Below are 17679 nucleotides of genomic sequence, written 5' to 3'. Positions count from 1 at the left end.
CCCGATGACTGCTCCGTCCACCAAGGCCCTCGAAGGCATCCGCGTCCTGGACATGACTCACGTCCAGTCCGGGCCCTCCGCGACCCAGCTGCTCGCCTGGCTCGGCGCGGACGTCGTCAAGCTGGAGGCGCCGACCGGTGACATCACGCGCAAGCAGCTGCGTGACCTCCCGGACGTAGACTCCCTCTACTTCACGATGCTCAACTGCAACAAGCGGAGCATCACCCTCAACACCAAGACCGAGCGCGGCAAGGACATCCTCACCGAGCTGATCCGGCGCTCCGACGTCATGGTCGAGAACTTCGGCCCGGGCGCGGTGGACCGGATGGGCTTCACCTGGGACCGCATCCAGGAGATCAATCCACGGATCGTCTATGCCTCCATCAAGGGGTTCGGCGAGGGCCCGTACACCAACTTCAAGGCGTACGAGGTTGTCGCGCAGGCCATGGGCGGGTCGATGTCGACCACCGGCTTCGAGGACGGGCCGCCGCTGGCGACGGGGGCCCAGATCGGGGACTCGGGGACGGGTGTGCACGCCGTGGCGGGCATCCTCGCCGCGCTCTTCCAACGGGAGCGCACCGGGCGCGGGCAGCGGGTCAACGTGGCCATGCAGCACGCCGTACTCAACCTGTGCCGGGTGAAGCTGCGGGATCAGCAGCGTCTGGCACACGGGCCGCTCGCTGAATATCCCAACGAGGACTTCGGCGACGAGGTTCCCAGGTCCGGGAACGCGTCCGGCGGCGGCCAGCCCGGCTGGGCGGTCAAGTGCGCGCCGGGCGGCCCGAACGACTACGTGTACGTCATCGTGCAGCCCGTCGGCTGGCAGCCGATCAGCGAACTCATCGGCCGGCCCGAGCTGGCCGGCGACCCCGAGTGGGCGACGCCCGAGGCGCGGCTGCCCAAGCTCGGCAAGATGTTCCAGCTGATCGAGGAGTGGTCCTCGACGCTGCCCAAGTGGGAGGTGCTGGAGCGGCTCAACGCGCACAACATCCCGTGCGGGCCGATCCTGTCCACCCGGGAGATCATCCAGGACCGTTCGCTCGTCGCCAACGAGATGGTCGTCACCGTCCCCCACCCCGAGCGCGGCGACTTCGTGACCGTCGGCAGCCCGCTCAAGCTGTCCGACTCCCCCGTCGAGGTGACCGGTTCACCCCTGCTCGGCGAGCACAACGAAGAGGTCTACGTCGGCGAACTCGGCCTCGGCGACGAGGAAGTGCGCCTGCTCAAGTCGAACGGAGTGATCTGACGTGATGGCGGAAGACCGGGTCCTGCGGGTGCGGTCCCTCCTGGAGGCCGTGCGCGCCGAGGGGCGGACCGCGCTGACCGCGCCCGAGGGCAAGGTGATCGCCGACGCGTACGGGATCGCCGTACCGGGCGAGGAACTGGCGACGGACGTCGACGAGGCCGTGGCGTTCGCGGCGCGCTTCGGCGGGCCCGTCGTGATGAAGATCGTCTCGCCGGACATCCTGCACAAGACCGACGCCGGCGGGGTGATCGTCGGGGTCGAGGGCGCGGCCGGCGTACGGGCCGCGTTCCACACCATCATCGACAACGCGCGTGCCTACAACGCCGATGCCCGCATCTCCGGCGTGCAGGTGCAGGAGCTGCTGCCGAAGGGGCAGGAGGTCATCGTCGGGGCGGTCACGGACCCGACGTTCGGGAAGGTGGTCGCCTTCGGGCTCGGCGGGGTGCTCGTCGAGGTCCTGAAGGACGTCACCTTCCGGCTCGCGCCGGTGGACGCCGACGAGGCGCTGTCGATGCTGGACTCGATCCGGTCGGCGGAGATCCTGCGCGGGGTGCGCGGCCAGGCGGGCGTGGACCGGTGGGCCGTCGCCGAGCAGATCCGCCGGGTGTCGCAACTCGTCGCGGACTTCCCCGAGATCGCCGAGGTGGACCTCAACCCGGTGATCGCGACGGCGGAGGGGGCCGTCGCGGCCGACATCCGGGTGATCCTCGCCGAGTCGCAGCCCGCGCCGCGCCGGAAGTACTCGAGGGCCGAGATCCTCGCGTCGATGCGCCGGCTGATGCAGCCGGCTTCGGTCGCCGTGATCGGTGCCTCCAACGAGCAGGGCAAGATCGGCAATTCGGTGATGCGCAACCTCATCGACGGAGGGTTCGCCGGGGACATCCATCCGGTGAATCCCAAGGCCGATGACATTCTGGGCCGCAAGGCGTACAAGAGTGTCACAGACGTTCCCGGTGGGGTGGATGTGGCGGTCTTCGCGATCCCCGCCAAGTTCGTGGCCTCGGCCCTGGAGGAGGTGGGACGCAAGAAGATCCCGAACGCCGTGCTGATCCCCTCCGGGTTCGCGGAGACCGGCGAGCACGCACTCCAGGCGGAGATCGTGGCGATCGCCGAGCGGTACGGCGTCCGGCTGCTCGGGCCGAACATCTACGGCTACTACTCGACCTGGCAGGACCTGTGCGCCACGTTCTGCACGCCGTACGACGTCAAGGGTGGGGTGGCGCTGACCTCGCAGTCGGGCGGCATCGGGATGGCCATCCTGGGCTTCGCGCGTACCACCAAGACGGGTGTGTCGGCGATCGTCGGGCTCGGCAACAAGTCGGACTTGGACGAGGACGACCTGCTGACCTGGTTCGGCGAGGACCCGCGCACCGACTGCATTGCGATGCACCTGGAGGACCTCAAGGACGGCCGCGCCTTCGTGGAGGCCGCCCGGGCGACCGTGCCGAAGAAGCCGGTGGTCGTGCTGAAGGCCGGGCGGACGGCGGCGGGTGCCAGGGCGGCCGGTTCGCACACCGGTGCCCTGGCCGGTGACGACGCCGTGTACGACGACATCCTGCGGCAGGCCGGGGTGATCCGGGCGCCGGGGCTGAACGACATGCTGGAGTACGCGCGCGCGTTGCCGGTGCTGCCCGCTCCCCAGGGCGACAACGTCGTGATCATCACCGGCGCCGGCGGCAGTGGTGTGCTGCTCTCCGACGCGGTGACGGACAACGGCCTGTCCCTGATGGAGATCCCACCGGACCTGGACGAGGCGTTCCGGAAGTTCATCCCGCCCTTCGGGGCCGCGGGCAACCCGGTGGACATCACCGGGGGCGAGCCGCCGTCGACGTACGAGGCGACGATCCGGCTGGGTCTGGAGGACCCGCGCATCCACGCGCTGGTCCTCGGCTACTGGCACACCATCGTCACTCCTCCCATGGTCTTCGCGGAGCTCACCGCGCGCGTGGTGGCCGAGTTCCGGGAGCGCGGGATCGAGAAGCCCGTGGTGGCGTCGCTCGCGGGGGACGTGGAGGTCGAGGAGGCCTGCCAGTACCTCTTCGAGCGCGGGGTCGTGGCGTACCCGTACACGACCGAGAAGCCGGTGGCCGTGCTCGGCGCGAAGTACCGCTGGGCGCGGGAGGCGGGGCGGCTGGGGGGCGGTACATGAGGTGAGTGAGCGGGGGGCCGGCCGACGGTGCGCGTCGGCCGGCCCCGGGACCCGCACGCGCACGAAAGGCATGGGACAGGGGGCGCTGGCCAGATCTTTCGACGCAAGGGGTGCGACACGACATGACAACGACCGATCTGCCCACCACGGTTCCCTACCGGGAGGTCACCGACGCGAACGGGCGCGTCTACCGCCTCGGTGAGACCGACATCGACATCATGGGGCGCAAGCGCAAGTGGATGGTGATCCTGCCCTGGATCGGCATGATGGGCATCTCCTCCGCCGAGTACGCGTTCGCGTCCGCCGAGGAGACCCTGCACACGGCGCACAGCTGGAACAGCATGCACATCTTCTGGATGATGACCGTCTGGGTCTTCTTCCAGGCCGCGGTGGCCTTCCCCGCGGGCAAGCTGCGGGAGAGCGGAAGGCTGCCTGCCCGCTGGGCCATGATGCTCGGCGCGACGGGCACGTTGCTGGGCTATCTGTCCCTCGCCTTCGCGCCGCACGTCGTCTTCGCCTACATCGGCTTCAGCATGTTCAGCGGCATGGGCGCGGGCATGGTGTACGCCACCTGCGTCAACATGGTCGGCAAGTGGTATCCGGAACGCAAGGGCGGCAAGACCGGCTTCGTCAACGGCGGTTTCGCCTACGGCTCGGTGCCCTTCGTCTTCCTCTTCAACGGCTACATGGACCTGACCAACTTCCGCTGGGTGCTGGTCGCGGTGGGTGTGCTGCTGGCCGGGATGGTCGCGTGCGCCGGCTACTTCTTCAAGGACCCGCCGAAGAACTGGTGGCCCGGCACGATCGACCCGCTGAACCCGCCGGACGACCCGCGCACGGCCCGCTCACTGCGGATGAACCCGCCCGCGGTGCGTCAGTACTCCCCCAAGGAGGCGTGGAAGACCGGCCGGGTGGCCCTGATGTGGTTCTGCCTGGCGTGCACGTCCGGCGTGAACATCTTCGGTATCGCCTTCCAGGTGGAGATCGGCGAGGAGGCCGGATTCGCGGGCGGGATCGTCGCCACGGCCATGTCGCTGAAGGCCATCGTCAACGGCACCGGCCGCGGTGTCATCGGCTGGCTCTCCGACCTGTACGGCCGCAAGCGGTGCCTGCTCGTCGTGTGCGTGGTCCTGGGCCTGTCCCAATACGGCATCCTCTGGTCGGCGAACGCCGAGAACCTTCCGCTGTTCCTGGTCTTCTCGTCGATCTCCGGCTTCGGCGGCGGCGCCATCTTCCCGATGTTCGCGGCCCTCACCGCCGACTACTTCGGTGAGAACAACAACGCCTCCAACTACGGCATGGTCTACAGCGCCAAGCTCGTCTCCGGCCTGGGCGCCGGCATGGGTGCCGTGGTCGTCGGCGCCTGGGGACACTCCGGTGCCTTCATCCTGGCCGGCTCCATCTCGCTCTTCGCCGGCTGCGTGGCACTGTTCCTGACCCCGCCGGGACGCGACAAGGAAACGCGCCGCATCTCCCCCAACCCGCAACCGCTCGGCGAGGACACCGCCTGACAGGACGGCAGATCCGTACGGAACAAGCACCTCCCCCTACCCTCCGACGCCGCACACCGTCCCTACCGCGAGGTGACCGATCCCCACGGCCGCGTCCACCGCCTCGGCGAGACCGGGAGCGTGTCGACGCTCGCCGCGGTGGTCGCCTTGCTGCTGCGCCGGCCGGGACACGCACCGGCACGGCAACAGGCCGTGGGCTGACGGCCGTTCCGCCCATGAGGAGGCCCCTCCCTGTTCAGGGAGGGGCCTCCTCATGGGCGTACGCCGGTCAGCACTTCTCCCTCAGGGAGTGCAGGTGCGCGCTGGAGCGGCGCGCGAACGTGAAGGACTCGGCCGGGTTGTCGTGCTCGGCCTGCCAGTGGTGGGCCATGCGGTGGCCGCGCAGCCGGGTCACGGCGGAGATGAACCGCTGGTAGTCGATGTCGCCGTCGCCGACGTCGGTCATGCGGTAGCCGTACGGGTTCGACGGGTCGCTCTCGCCGTCCTTCACATGGAAGAGCGGGTACCGGTCCGGCTGCCGCAGGACGTAATGGAGCGGTTCGAACGGCGCGGGCGTGCCGTCGGGCCTCTTGGAGAAGCGGAACTGGCCGACGTACGCCCAGTAGATGTCCATCTCCAGATAGACGAGGTCCGGGTCGGTCTCCTTGAGCAGGATGTCGTAGAGGCGGACCTTGGGGTTGTCGGTGGCGAAGGAGAACTCCTCGGAGTGGTTGTGCTGGTAGAACTTCATGCCCCGGGCCTTCGCCGCCGCACCGTAGGTGTTGAAGTCCTCGGCGGCGCGCTTCCAGGCGTCGACGGTCGAGCCGTAGCGGAACGGGCCGGCGGCCGTGCCGATGTGCTTGAGGCCGAGGACCTGGGCGTCGTCGAGAACCTTGGTGAGGTTCTGGGCGAAGGTGTAGGCGTTCGGGTCGTCGGAGTAGTAGCCGACGTGGCTCCCGATGGGGTTCAGGCCGTGGTTGCGGGCCAGCCGCTTGAGCTGGGCGAGGGTGATGGGGCCGGCCGAGCCCTGGGTGTATCCGGCGAACTCGACCTCGTCGTAGCCGTACCTCTCCAGCTCGGCGAAGACGGGGCCGAAGCCGAGGGTGGAGACCTTGTCGCGCAGGCTGTAGAGCTGGATGCCGAGGCGGCCGGGCGGCAGGACGGGGCGGCCGCGGCGCTTGGCACCGGTCGCGGTGCCGGTTGCCGCCGTCGCCGGGGCGGCGGTCGCGGGGGCGGCGGCGCCGAGCAGGGCGGCTGCGGTGGCACCGGCGGCCACGCCGAGCATGCCTCGTCTGCTGAGGCGGTGGCTGAGTTCGGGGTCGGGCTGGGAGAAGCGGCTCATGCGCGGAACTCCTCGTGATCGCGGGGCGTTGTCAGTGGTGAGTGCTTCACTTGTGACCAGTCGGGACCGAGGGGTGTGACCTCAGCCGAGACCGGCGAGTCGGAGCAGCAGTGACTTCACATCGGTGGCCGCGACGCGGTCGCCGACAGCACGGGGGGTGGAGCAGATGAGGAGCGGACCGTCGTCGTCGCTCGCCGGAAGGCGGCCGTGGCTGCCGCGAATAGGTGACGGGTCCAGGGGCACGACCGCCATGCGGTAGCGCATGCCGAGCTTCTTGCGCGCCAGTGCGGTGGCCGCCTTGACCTTGACGTACGGGTCGAGGGGATCCATGAAGAGTTCGACCGGGTCGTAGCCGGGTTTGCGGTGGATCTCGACGAGTTGCGCGAAGTCGGGCGCGTGTTCGTCGTCGAGCCAGTAGTAGTACGTGAACCAGGCGTCGGGTTCCGCCACGGCGACGAGTTCTCCCGCGCGCGGATGGTCGAGATGGTGGGTCTTCTTGCCCTCGTCGTCCAGGAGTTGGGCGAGGCCGGGCAGGCCGTCGATCGCGGCCCGGGTGGCATCGAGGTCCTCGGGGCGGCGCACATAGACGTGGGCGATCTGGTGGTCGGCGACCGCGAAGGCACGGGACGCCATCGGGTCGAGGTACTCCATGCCGTCCTGCGTGTGCACCTCCAGCAGGCCGGCTCGGCGCAGGGCGCGGTTGATGTCGACGTGCCGGTCCACGCGGGTGATGCCGTACTCGGACAGTGCGACGACGGTCCGGCCCTCGGCGCGGGCGTCGTCCAGCAGCGGGGCCAGGGCGGCGTCCAGGTCGGCGGCCGCCTTCAGGGAGCGCGGGTCGTCGGGGCCGAAGCGCTGCAGGTCGTAGTCGAGATGAGGGAGGTAGCAGAGCGTCAGGTCGGGGTGCCGGGTGCGGATGATGTGGCGGGTCGCGTCGATGATCCACCGGCTGGAGACGAGATCGGCTCCGGGGCCCCAGAAGTGGAACAGGGGGAACGTGCCCAGCTTCTCGGTGAGTTCGTCGTGCAGTGCGGCCGGCCGGGTGTAGCAGTCGGGTTCCTTGCGGCCGTCGGCGTAGTAGACCGGACGGGGGGTGACGGTGATGTCGGTGTCGGCGCCCATGGCGTACCACCAGCAGATGTTCGCAACGGTGTAGCCGGGGTGGGCGCGGCGGGCGGCGTCCCAGAGCTTGTCGCCAGCCACGAGCCCGTTGTGCTGGCGCCACAGGAGGACGTCGCCGAGTTCGCGGAAGTACCAGCCGTTGCCGACGATGCCGTGCTCCGAGGGCATGGTGCCGGTGAGGAACGTGGACTGGGCGGCGCAGGTGACGGCGGGCAGGACGGTGCCGAGCGGGGCGCGGGAGCCGGACTGGCCGAGCGCCTTGAGGTGGGGCATGTGATCGAGGAGACGGGGGGTGAGGCCCACGACGTCGAGGACGAGCAGCGGGATGGGGCGGTCGGTGGCGGCCGGGTCGGGAAGGTCAGGGGTGCCGGGGCTCATGGCAGCTCCTTCAGTCCGAGGTCCGTCAGCAGGTCGCGGGCGAGGGCGAGTTCGGCGGCGATGCCCTCGGCGAGCTGGGTGCGGCCCTTGGGGCGCAGCTCGGGCGGGAGGGCCTGCCAGGTGTAGGTCTCGACCTCCAGGTGGCGGGTGAGCGGGGCCGGGCCGCCGACGAGCCGGGTCAGGGCGGATCGCAGGACCGGCAGGGTGGAGGTGAGGGGCGCGGCGGGGGCCGCGTGCAGGGGGACGTGGAAGTGGGCGCGCCAGGGTGACGCGTCCGGCAGGGCGTGTCCGGCGAGGGCCTCGTCGAGGTCGTCGGTGGCGCGCAGACCGGCCGCGGTGGCTGTGCGTGTCTGGTGCAGGAAGCGGGGTTCGGCGAAGGCGGCGAGGGCCTCGCGCACCTCGGGCAGATGGGGGTGCTCGGCATGCAGGGCGGCGGAGAGCTGGGATTTGACGACGGGGACGCGGGCCGCGGTGAGCGCGTCCAGGGCGGTGTGCGGATCTTCGAAGGAGGTGGCGAGATGGCAGGTGTCGACGCAGATGCCGATGCGGTCGTGGCCGATCGCGGTGAGCGGGGCGATGGCGTCGTGGGTCGTCTCGACGACGCAGCCGGGTTCCGGTTCCAGGCCGACGCGGATGGAGCGGCCGGTCAGTTCCTCGAGGGCGTCGAGGCGTTCGGCGAGGGTGCGCAGCGCGGTGCGGGCGGTTTCCGCTCGTTCGTCGTCGTACGCGGTGCGCCAGGCGAGGGGCAGGGTGGAGATGGTCCCGTCGGTGACGTCGTCGGGGAGGAGCCCGGCGAGGACGCGAGCCAGGGCAGCGGTGTGGTCGAGGCGTTCCGGGTCGGCCCAGTCCGGCTTGTAGACGCGGTACTTCACCTCCTCGGCGCCGAAGCCCTCATAGGGGAAGCCGTTGAGGGTGACGACCTCGAGGCCACGCCGGTCGAGCTCGGTGCGCAGCCTGCGCAGTGCGGAGGGGTCGGTGACGAGGGCGTGCGCGGCGTCCTTGGCCAGCCACAGCCCGATACCGAGTCGGTCGCGGCCCAGGCGGCGGCGGACGGGCTCGCAGTGGTCGCGAAGCTGGGCGAGGACGCCGTCAAGGGTTTCGGCGGGGTGGACGTTGGTGCAGTAGGCGAGGTGGACGGTGGAGCCGTCGGGGTGGCGGAAGCGCATGGTTCACGCCTCCGCGGCGGGGACGGGGGCCGGCGTGCCGGAGCCGGTGTCCGGCTCGTGCGGATCCTTCGGGGCGCCGCGGAGGATGGAGTTGCCCTCGTGGGTGGTCTCCGTGCCGGTGACGTCCAGGTTCAGGCGGCCGCTGAGCCCGTAGAAGGCGACGGGGTTGCGCCACAGCACCTGGTCGACGTCGTCCTCGTCGAAGCCCTCGGCCAGCATCAGGTCGCCGACCTTGCGGGTCTTGAGGGGGTCGCTCTTTCCCCAGTCGGCGGCGGAGTTCACCAGGATCTGCTCGGTCCCGTAGGCGCGCAGGATCGCGACCATGCGCTCCTCGTCCATCTTGGTGTCCGGATAGACGGAGAAGCCCAGCCAGCAGCCGCTGTCCCTGGCCTCCTTGACGGTGGTCTCGTTGAGGTGGTCGACCACGACCCGGTCCGGGGCCAGCGCGGACTCCCGGACGACGTCGAGGGTGCGGTGCAGCCCGGCGAGCTTGTCGCGGTGCGGGGTGTGCACGAGGGCGGGCAGGCCGTGGTCGGCGGCGAGCTGGAGCTGCGCGGCGAGGGCGGTGTCCTCGGCGGGGGTCATGGAGTCGTAGCCGATCTCCCCGACGGCGACGACGTTGTCCTTGACGAGATACCGCGGCAGCTCGTCGAGGACGGGCAGGCAGCGCGGGTCGTTCGCCTCCTTGGGATTGAGGGCGATCGTGCAGTGGTGGGCGATGCCGTACTGGGCGGCGCGGAAGGGCTCCCAGCCGAGGAGGGAGTCGAAGTAGTCACGGAAGGAGGCGGGCGAGGTGCGCGGCTGGCCGAGCCAGAAGGACGGCTCGACGACGGCGCGGACGCCGGCGGCGTACATGGCCTCGTAGTCGTCGGTGGTCCGGGACGTCATGTGTATGTGGGGGTCGAAGATGCGCATCAGGACTCCTTGCCGTGGGGGTGGTCCGTGCCGGGGGCCGGGGTGACGGACTCGGTCAGGTCCAGGACGCGGTACAGGTCCTCGGGGGCGGCGCGGCCGGCGGCGGTGCGTTCGGCTGCGTAGTCGCCGAGCATCCGGGCGAGTTCGCCGTCGCCGGCGGCGCGCCGGGGCAGGTCCGCCACATGGTCGACGGGGACGCCGGTGAACAGGCACTTCAGCACGGCGTGGCGCCAGTGGTGGGCGGTCAGGTGCCGGGCGGCGTAGGGGCCGACGGCGGCGCTGAGGAGCCGGGTGTCGTTGGTGCGCAGGGCGTCCTCGATCAGCGGGAGGGCGCCCGGGCCGGACACGAGGTGGGGCAGGGCGTGCAGAACGGCCCGGCGCTCGTCGGCGGTGCCCTGGAAGTACACCCGGGTGAGGGCGTCGATGCCGGCGCGGGCCGCGTCGAGGATGAGGACGCGTGCGGCGTCGGCGTGCGCGGGACCGCAGCGTCGGCCGGCTTCGGCGAGACGCAGCTCCCATACGGAGATGGGCCCGTGGATGCCGGGGTGGGCGGCGGCCTCGTCGAGGGCGTGGTCGAGCCAGGTGCGGGCGGCTGGGGCGAGGTGGGCGGTGAGGTGGTGGCGGAGGTCTGTGAGGGAGGGCTGGGTGGTGAGGGAGGTGCCGGGGGTGGCGTGGCCGGTGTGGTTTCTGGCGCTTGGGGTGTCCTGGGCGCTCTCGGTTCTCGCCGCGGGCGTGGCGCGGGGGTGGGTCATCTGCTGCTCCCCTCAGGGGTGGCGGAGGGAGCGCCGTGGGGTGGCGCGGCCTGCTGGAGGGCCGGAGCGGGGCCGGGCGGCACGGTGGCCGCGGTCCGCTCGGCGTGGCGGAGGAACGGGAGGGAGTGTGCGGCGAAGTGAGGGCCGGCGTGGGAGTGGCGGGGCAGTTCGACGACGGTCAGGCCCTGGTAGCCGGTGGCGGCGAGGGCCGCCAGGACCGGCGGGAAGTCGATCTCCCCGTCCCCGAAGGGGAGGTGCTCGTGGACGCCGCGCCGCATGTCCTCGATCTGGACGTGCCGCAGCCAGGGGGCGGCGGCCCGTACGCAGTCGGCCGGGGAAAGGGGTTCGAGGCACTGGCAGTGGCCGATGTCCAGGGTGAGGCCCAGGGGTTCGGGGTCGCCGAGGGCGCTGCGGAGGTGGTGGAAGTCGGCCAGCGTGGCGAGGAGGTGCCCCGGCTCGGGTTCGACGGCCAGTGGGATGCCCGCGGAGGCGGCGGTGTCCAGGACGGGGGTCAGGGTCTCGGCGAGGCGTTTCCACGCGGTGTCCGTGTCGGTGCCCTCCGGGACGACACCGCTGAAGCAGTGGACCGCGTGGGCGCCGAGGTCGGCGGCCACCCGGACGGCCCGGACGAGGAGATCGGCGCGGCGGGCACGGTCGTCGGGGTCGGGGTCCAGCAGGGACGGGCCGTGCTTGCGGCGCGGGTCGAGCACATAGCGGGCGCCCGTCTCGATGGTGACGCCCAGCCCGAGCGCGTCCAGCCGGTGTGCGACCCGGCGGGTGCGGGCGGCGAGATCGGGGGCGAGCGGGTCGAGGTGCATGTGGTCGAGAGTCAGTCCGACACCGTCGTACCCGAGGTCGGCGAGGAGGGAGAGGGCATCGTCGAGCCGGAGGTCGGCGAGACCGTTGGTGCCGTAGCCGAAGCGGAGGGAAGGGAGGGCGCCGGGCTGGACACCGGGCTGGGCGCCGGTGGTTCGGGGCGAGGCGGCCACCCGGGTGCCAGGTGCTCGCGAGACCACGCTCATGTGACGCTCACCTTCTTCGCGAACCGGGCTCCGAGCGGCGCGAGGGCGGCGATGAGGAGTGCGGTGGCCGTGCCCCGGGAGCGGGCGGTGAGGGTGGCCTGGAGGGGGATGGTGGCGCGAATGCCGGCGCCGACGGCACGTTGGGTGAGAGGAGGTGAGGGGTTCAGGGCGGCGTGGACGTAGGGGCGGGCGGTCGTCGCGGCGTAGGCGGCTGCCAGGGCGGTGGCGAGCGGCGCACCCGGCTCCTGCCCTGGGCGCCGGGCAGCTCGCGCGGTCGTCTGCCCGAGGGCGGTCGTCTGCCCGAGGGCGGTCGTCTGCCGGCGGCCTCTCATCAGCCCCGCGGAGCGACGCATCACCAGCCGGGTCAGCAGAGCCGTCGTCGCGAGGGCCGCCAGGGGTGGCAGGGGTGAGCCGCCCTGGGCCTCCTGGCGGGAGACCGTCGTGACGGCCAGGGTGTGCGTGCCGAGGAGGGCGGCGGAGGGCAGGGCTTCTCGGGTGCGGCCCGTGGTGGCCGCGGCTCCCAGGAGCAGGTCGAGGCCGCGGGCCGCGCCCATGGCCACGGGCCCGGCGGGCGTGTGCTTCACGCCGAGGTCGTAGGCCCAGACGGTTGCCGCCAGGGGCACGGCGACGGCCAGGGCCGGGCGGCCCGCGCGCGCGGCCAGGGCCAGTCCGGCGCCGGTGAGGGCGCAGGCCGCCGTGAGTGCGGCGGCCGGCCGGATGCGGCCGGAGGGCAGGGGACGGTGCGGGCGTTCGACGGCGTCCACGTCGCGGTCCGCCCAGTCGTTGAGGGCCATGCCGGCCTCGTACAGACAGAGGGAGGAGCCGATGGCGAGCAGGGTGCGCGGGGTGGGGGACGCGCCGGTCGCGGCCGTGCCTGCCAGGGCGTCTCCGGGGACGCTGAACAGGGCGGGCAGACGCAGGAGTTCGGCCCAGGCGCGGATGCGGTGGGAGCGGCCGGTGCGTGCGCGGCGGGCCGTGTCACCGGAAGTGCCGTCGGGAGCGGCCGTGGACGCCCCGCCGACGCATCCGCAAGGGCTCTCGCGCAGCGTCACAGTGCTTCCCCCGACGCGTCGGTCTGCTCCACCGGCCAGGTCTGCTCCCCCGCCCTCACGCCAGGGCCCTCGCCAGCCGCCTGCCCCAGGCTGCGGCCGAACCTGACCAGCTCCTCGTACTGCTCGGACAACCCCGGGGGTCCGTCCCCCACCGGATCCTTGAAGTAGAAGCCGAGGGCGCCGAGCGGACCGGACAGCCCTGCCTCGTGGGCGCGGGCGGTCAGGCGGGCCAGGTCCAGCACCAGGGGTGCCGCGAGCGCCGAGTCGCAGCCCTGCCAGATGGTCTGGAGGATCATGCGGGTGCCGAGAAAGCCGTCGAAGGCGATGTGGTCCCAGGCGGTCTTCCAGTCGCCGAGGGCCGGGACGTCGTCGATGTGCACCTCGCCCTCGGGGACGGTGCCGAGGGTGTCGGCGAGGACGCGTTCCTTGCCGGCGTTCTTCGCCGCCGCGGCGGCCGGGTCGGCGAGGGCCGCGCCGTCGCCGCCGCCCAACAGGTTCGTGCCGGACCAGGCCCGGACCCGCAGCGCCCGCTGCGCGAACATCGGACCGAGCACGGCCCGCAACAGGGTCTGTCCGGTCTTGCCGTCCCGGCCGGCGTGGGGCAGGCCGCTCCGGTCGGCCTCGCGGGCGGCGACGGGGTGGTGCATGCCCTCGGACGGGGTGAAGTTGACGTAGGGGCAGCCCGCGCGCAGGGCCGCCAGTGCGTACAGGGTGCTGGCCGGCAGCGGGGCGTCGGGGCCCTGGGAGGCGGGTTCGGTGGAGGCGACGTTCACCACCACGGCTCGCTCCAGGTCGTGGCGGTGTACGAAGTCGCGTATGTCGTCGGCGAAGGCCGTGATCAGCTCGGCCTCGCTTCTGGTGTCCCCGGGAGTGGGGCCGCCGGGCCTGATCTCGCGGTCGGCGGCGACGAGTTCGGAGGCGACGGCGGGAGCGATGCCGGGCGGGAGGACACCGCCGGCGGTCAGGGTCTCGGCGCGTTTGGGCAGGGGGCAGTCGAGGGTGTCGTGGCCGCCGAAGACGAGGTCGGACAGGGCGGGCAGGCCGCTGTCGGTGAACGCCGGCGTTTCGGACACCATGCCGGTGGGCGGGTGCAGCCCCGCGGTGACGGCGGCGCAGCCCGTGACGACGGTGGTGGCGACGGAGCCTCGCGCTCCGATCAGCCACACCCCCACACGCGGTCGGGAGAGGGACGCGGACATGGGCAGCCTCCTGATCGTGCGCGAGCCCCGGGGGGAGGTACGGAGACGGCGGGCGGGGGTCCGGCGTCCCCCGCCCGCCGCCGTTCAGTCGCCCGTGACGGGCAGTTCCTTCAACTGGATGTTGCGGAAGGAGACCTGGTCGTCGGCGCCATGGTTCTGGAGGCCGATGTAGCCGTCGGTCAGGCTCCGCTGGGGGTCCTTGTTGGTGAAGTCGTTGATCTTGACTCCGTTGAGGAACACCTGGAGGCGTTCGCCCCGGACCTTGATCTCGTAGGAGTTCCACTGGCCGGGCGGCCGCAGAACCTGGTCACGGGCCTTGATGTTGGCCGACTTGAACGAGTAGACGGAGCCCGTGGTGCGATCGGGTGCGTCCGTGGCGTCGATCTGGATCTCGTAGCCCTTGTTCACCGCGGACCAGGGGTCGTCGGAGGCGGGGAAGCCCACGAAGATCCCGGAGTTGTCGTCTCCCTGCATCTTCCAGTCGAGCTTGAGCGAGTACGACTTCAGCTCCTTGGCCTGGTACCAGAGCAGGCCCATGCCGCCCTCGGTCTGCAGGGTGCCGTCCTTGACGTTGAACGTGCCGGGGCCGGCCTGCTTCCAGCCGTCCAGGGTCTGGCCGTTGAAGATCTTCCGGTAGCCCTTGTCCGGCTTGCAGTCCGCCTTCACCTGGCCGGTGGCGTACTGGAGGCCGCCGAGCAGGTGGGCGCGGAACGCCTCGTCGGCGTAGGACTCCTTGGTGTGGCCGCCGCCGGTGTAGAAGGAGCGGCCGCCGCCGTAGCTCTGGCACCAGGCGATCGGGTGGTCGCCCTTCATGCTGCCGCCCTGGTAGGTGGTCTCGTCCAGGGTGGCGAGGATCTTGGCCTGCTCACGGGGGTTGGTGCGGTAGTTGTACCACTCGTCGGTGCGCTCCCAGGCGTCGTCCAGGTGCGCCGTCGACGGGTGGTCGTGGTCCTCGACGCGGACGGTGGCCTTCTGGATGGCCGGGTGCGAGTCGAAGTAGGCGCCGACGAGGCCGCCGTAGAACGCCCAGTCGTACTCTGTGTCGGCTGCGGCGTGGATACCCATGTAACCGCCGCCGCCCGCCACGTAGTTCTCGAACGCCTTCTGCTGCTCGGCGTTGAGCACGTCGCCGGTGGTGGACAGGAAGGCCACCGCGTCGTACTTGGCGAGGTTGGCCGTGGTGAACTGCTTGGCCTCCTCGGTCGCGTCGACCTTGATGCCGGCCGGGCCGCCGAGCTCCTTCATCGCGGTGATGCCCGCCGGGATGGAGTCGTGGCGGAAGCCGGCGGTCTTGGAGAAGACCAGGACCTTCTTGCCGCCCTTGAACGGCTCCTTGGAGAACTCGAAGTCGTCCACGTCGTACAGCGCGCCCTCGCCGCCCTTGAAGACCAGGTAGATGTCCGTGGTCTTCTTCGGCAGTGACCGCAGGGGCACGTCGACGTTCTGGAACGTCTCCCAGCCGCCGGTCGGCGGGATGTAGGCGGAGCCGTGCAGCGGTCCGTCGGGCGAGCCGGTGCGCAGCTCGACGAAGCCGCCGGCGCCGCCGGAGGAGGCCCGCACGGTCATCTTCTTCTGCCCGTCGAACCGGTAGGGGGTGAAGGAGATCCAGTCGCCGTCGTTGATGTCACCGACGGTCTTGCCGCCGTTGGCGCCGGTCTTGTCGATAACCGCCACGCCCGACTGGGTGGTGAAGTGCTCGCCCTGGCGGTGCAGCGGCTGGAGCACGGTGCGGGCGGTGCCGGTCAGGGCCTCCTGGCCGCCCGCGCCACCGTCGGTGTAGCCGGCGCCGACGACGCCGTAGATGTTGGCGTTGGGGTCGTGGCCGCCGTCACCGGGAGGCGGTGTCAGGGTGCCCTCGCAGCCCATCTCACTGGTTAGCTCGTGGGCGTGGGAGTCGTGGCCGAGGCTGTAGACGACCTTGACCTTGGAGCAGTCGACCGTTTCCTCGGGGTCGGTGACGGTCACCTTGAACGGGACGGGCTTGCCGAATTCGGCCAGTGCGCCGTTGCCCGGGATGTCGATCCTCACCTTGGGCTCGGTGTTGCCGACCACGATCCGGACGCTGGCGTTGCCGGTGTTGCCCTCGGGGTCCTTGGCGGTGAGGGTGGCGCTGTAGGTGCCGACCTTCTTGTACCGGTGGGTGGGGTTGAGGCCCTCGCCCTTGGTGCCGTCGCCGAAGTCCCAGCTGTAGGTGAGGTTCGGGGAGTCGGCGTCCTTGGCGGAGCCGGTGAACGTGACCTTCAGGCCGGCCGCGCCGGACGTCTTGTCGGCGCTCACCTCGACGATCGGCGAGAAGCCGTCCTCGGCGTTCTCGATCCGGTACAGCGCGGAGTTCTCGTCGCCCTGGAACCAGGACACGCCGTAGTCGAGGACGTAGAGCGCGCCGTCGGGGCCGAACTCCATGTCCATGATCTGGGTGCCGGTCCACGGGAAGTCGTTGATCTTCGCGACGGAGCCGTCCGTGTTCTGCTCGATCCGCTTGATCCAGCGGCGGCCGAACTCGCCGGCGAAGAAGTCACCGTCGTACGCCTCGGGGAACTTCACGCTGGAGTCGAGCTCAGGGTCGTAGCGGTAGACCGGGCCGCCCATCGGGGACTCGGAGCCGTTGCCGAACTCGGGCACGGAGCCGCCGTCGTACGGGATCCAGGCGGCCTGCGCGGGCGGCAGGTCGACCAGGCCCGTGTTGTACGGCGAGGTGTTCTTCGGGGCGTTGCAGTCGAACGTCGCGCCGGACTGCTTGGTGGCGAAGTCGTAGTCGACGTAGGCGTCGTTGTCGCCGGTGCAGAACGGCCAGCCGAAGTTGGCCGCCTTGGTCACCTTGGCGAACTCGACCTGTCCGCCCGGGCCGCGCTTGGGGTCGGCTGCGCCGGCGTCGGGGCCGTAGTCGCCGACGTAGACGGTTCCGGTCTCGTCGTCGACGCTCATCCGGAACGGGTTGCGGAAGCCCATCGCGTAGATCTCGGGGCGGGTCTTGTCGGTGCCCGGGGCGAAGAGGTTGCCCTCCGGGACGGTGTACGAGCCGTCCTCGGCGACCTTGATCCGGAGGATCTTGCCGCGCAGGTCGTTGGTGTTGGCGGAGCTGCGGCGGGCGTCGAAGGCCGGGTTGCGGCCCTCGCGTTCGTCGATCGGGGTGTAGCCGTCGGAGGCGAAGGGGTTGGTGTCGTCGCCGGTCGACAGGTAGAGGTTGCCGTCCGCGTCGAAGTCGATGTCGCCGCCGACGTGGCAGCAGGTGCCCCGGGAGGCCGCGACGTCGATGACCTTCTTCTCGCTGGACGTGTTCAGCGTGCCGTTGGGGTTCAGCACGAAGCGGGAGAGGCGGTTGACGCCGTCGAACTTCTTGAAGTCCTCGGCGGTGCCGGTCTCCGGGGCGTCGCCCGCCGGGGTGTCGAGCGGCGGGGCGTAGTAGAGGTAGATCGCCCGGTTGTTCTTGAAGTCCGGGTCGATACCGACGCCCTGGAGGCCCTCCTCGTCGTGGCTGTAGACGGGGATCTTGCCGGCGACCTTGGTGACGCCGCCCTGGTCGGTGAGGCGCAGCGTGCCGTCGCGCGAGGTGTGCAGGACGCTGCGGTCCGGGAGCACGGCGAGCGACATCGGCTCGCCCGTCTCGGGCTCGCCCTTGGCGAGCGGCACCTGCTGGAACTGGCCCTCGGCGGCCGCCGGTTCGTCGTGCTCCGGGTGGCCGGGGTGGGCGCCGGCGACGGTGGCCGGGGTGCCGACGGCGAGGAGCAGGCCGGTGAACAGGGCGACGGTGGTGCGAAGCCTGGGCCGCCTGGGGATGCGGGTGCTTCTGGGTCTGGTTCTGTGCACGAAGTCCCTCCGGGAACGGGGTGGGCCGTACGGGGTGGG

At 71.1% G+C, this 17679-nt stretch carries 13 protein-coding genes; 4 read left to right on the top strand and 9 right to left on the bottom strand.

The window, feature by feature from the left end:
• The first annotated feature begins 4 nt into the window (after window positions 1-4).
• The 4 genes from frc (at window position 5) to G3I77_RS40600 (ending at window position 5107) form a co-directional block, all read left to right on the top strand.
• A complete protein-coding gene (frc, locus tag G3I77_RS06615; protein ID WP_248501652.1) occupies window positions 5-1246 on the top strand; it encodes a formyl-CoA transferase in 1242 nt (413 codons plus the stop codon).
• 4 nt (window positions 1247-1250) lie between these two features.
• Window positions 1251-3395, top strand: coding sequence for an acetate--CoA ligase family protein (locus G3I77_RS06610; RefSeq protein ID WP_248501651.1), 2145 nt, complete (start codon window positions 1251-1253; stop codon window positions 3393-3395).
• 122 nt (window positions 3396-3517) lie between these two features.
• On the top strand, window positions 3518-4906 hold the full coding sequence (locus tag G3I77_RS06605; RefSeq protein WP_248501650.1) for an OFA family MFS transporter: 1389 nt from the start codon (window positions 3518-3520) through the stop codon (window positions 4904-4906).
• A gap of 72 nt (window positions 4907-4978) precedes the next feature.
• The gene (locus tag G3I77_RS40600; RefSeq protein WP_282572645.1) at window positions 4979-5107 is read left to right on the top strand and encodes a hypothetical protein; all 129 of its coding nucleotides are present in this window, start codon (window positions 4979-4981) and stop codon (window positions 5105-5107) included.
• Between the two features lie 67 nt (window positions 5108-5174).
• Here the strand turns inward: G3I77_RS40600 and G3I77_RS06600 are convergent, their stop codons facing one another.
• The 9 genes from G3I77_RS06600 to G3I77_RS06560 all read right to left on the bottom strand — a co-directional run bounded on the left by G3I77_RS06600 (window position 5175) and on the right by G3I77_RS06560 (window position 17640).
• Complete coding sequence (locus G3I77_RS06600) at window positions 5175-6227, bottom strand: sugar phosphate isomerase/epimerase (RefSeq protein ID WP_248501649.1); 1053 nt, start codon at window positions 6225-6227, stop codon at window positions 5175-5177.
• An 81-nt stretch (window positions 6228-6308) separates the two neighbouring features.
• A complete protein-coding gene (locus G3I77_RS06595) occupies window positions 6309-7727 on the bottom strand; it encodes a nucleotide pyrophosphatase/phosphodiesterase family protein (RefSeq protein ID WP_248501648.1) in 1419 nt (472 codons plus the stop codon).
• Entirely contained in the window at window positions 7724-8893 is a 1170-nt protein-coding gene (gene eboE / locus G3I77_RS06590) for a metabolite traffic protein EboE (protein ID WP_248501647.1), read from the bottom strand. The genes G3I77_RS06595 and eboE overlap by 4 nt, the downstream gene beginning before the upstream one ends.
• Before the next feature lie 3 nt (window positions 8894-8896).
• Entirely contained in the window at window positions 8897-9808 is a 912-nt protein-coding gene (locus G3I77_RS06585) for a TatD family hydrolase (protein WP_248501646.1), read from the bottom strand.
• Window positions 9808-10560: an EboA domain-containing protein gene (locus G3I77_RS06580; protein WP_248501645.1), complete on the bottom strand. Its 753-nt coding sequence runs from the start codon at window positions 10558-10560 to the stop codon at window positions 9808-9810. Before G3I77_RS06580 ends, G3I77_RS06585 begins: the two co-directional genes overlap by 1 nt.
• Window positions 10557-11582 carry a sugar phosphate isomerase/epimerase gene (locus G3I77_RS06575; protein WP_248501644.1) on the bottom strand — a complete coding sequence of 342 codons (1026 nt, stop codon included), beginning with the start codon at window positions 11580-11582 and terminating at the stop codon, window positions 10557-10559. The genes G3I77_RS06580 and G3I77_RS06575 overlap by 4 nt, the downstream gene beginning before the upstream one ends.
• Window positions 11579-12634 (bottom strand): SCO3242 family prenyltransferase, encoded by a 1056-nt coding sequence (locus G3I77_RS06570; RefSeq protein WP_374385352.1) that lies wholly within the window; start codon window positions 12632-12634, stop codon window positions 11579-11581. Before G3I77_RS06570 ends, G3I77_RS06575 begins: the two co-directional genes overlap by 4 nt.
• On the bottom strand, window positions 12631-13833 hold the full coding sequence (locus G3I77_RS06565; RefSeq protein ID WP_248501643.1) for an inositol-3-phosphate synthase: 1203 nt from the start codon (window positions 13831-13833) through the stop codon (window positions 12631-12633). The genes G3I77_RS06570 and G3I77_RS06565 overlap by 4 nt, the downstream gene beginning before the upstream one ends.
• Window positions 13834-13917: 84 nt before the next feature.
• A complete protein-coding gene (locus G3I77_RS06560; RefSeq protein WP_248501642.1) occupies window positions 13918-17640 on the bottom strand; it encodes a ThuA domain-containing protein in 3723 nt (1240 codons plus the stop codon).
• Between the last annotated feature and the right edge of the window lie 39 nt (window positions 17641-17679).

It is taken from the genome of Streptomyces sp. D2-8 (genome assembly GCF_023184515.1).
In the GTDB taxonomy this organism is placed as follows: domain Bacteria; phylum Actinomycetota; class Actinomycetes; order Streptomycetales; family Streptomycetaceae; genus Streptomyces.
The sequence above is the reverse complement of the archived record's forward strand: the minus strand, read 5'-3'. Positions and strand labels throughout refer to the sequence as shown.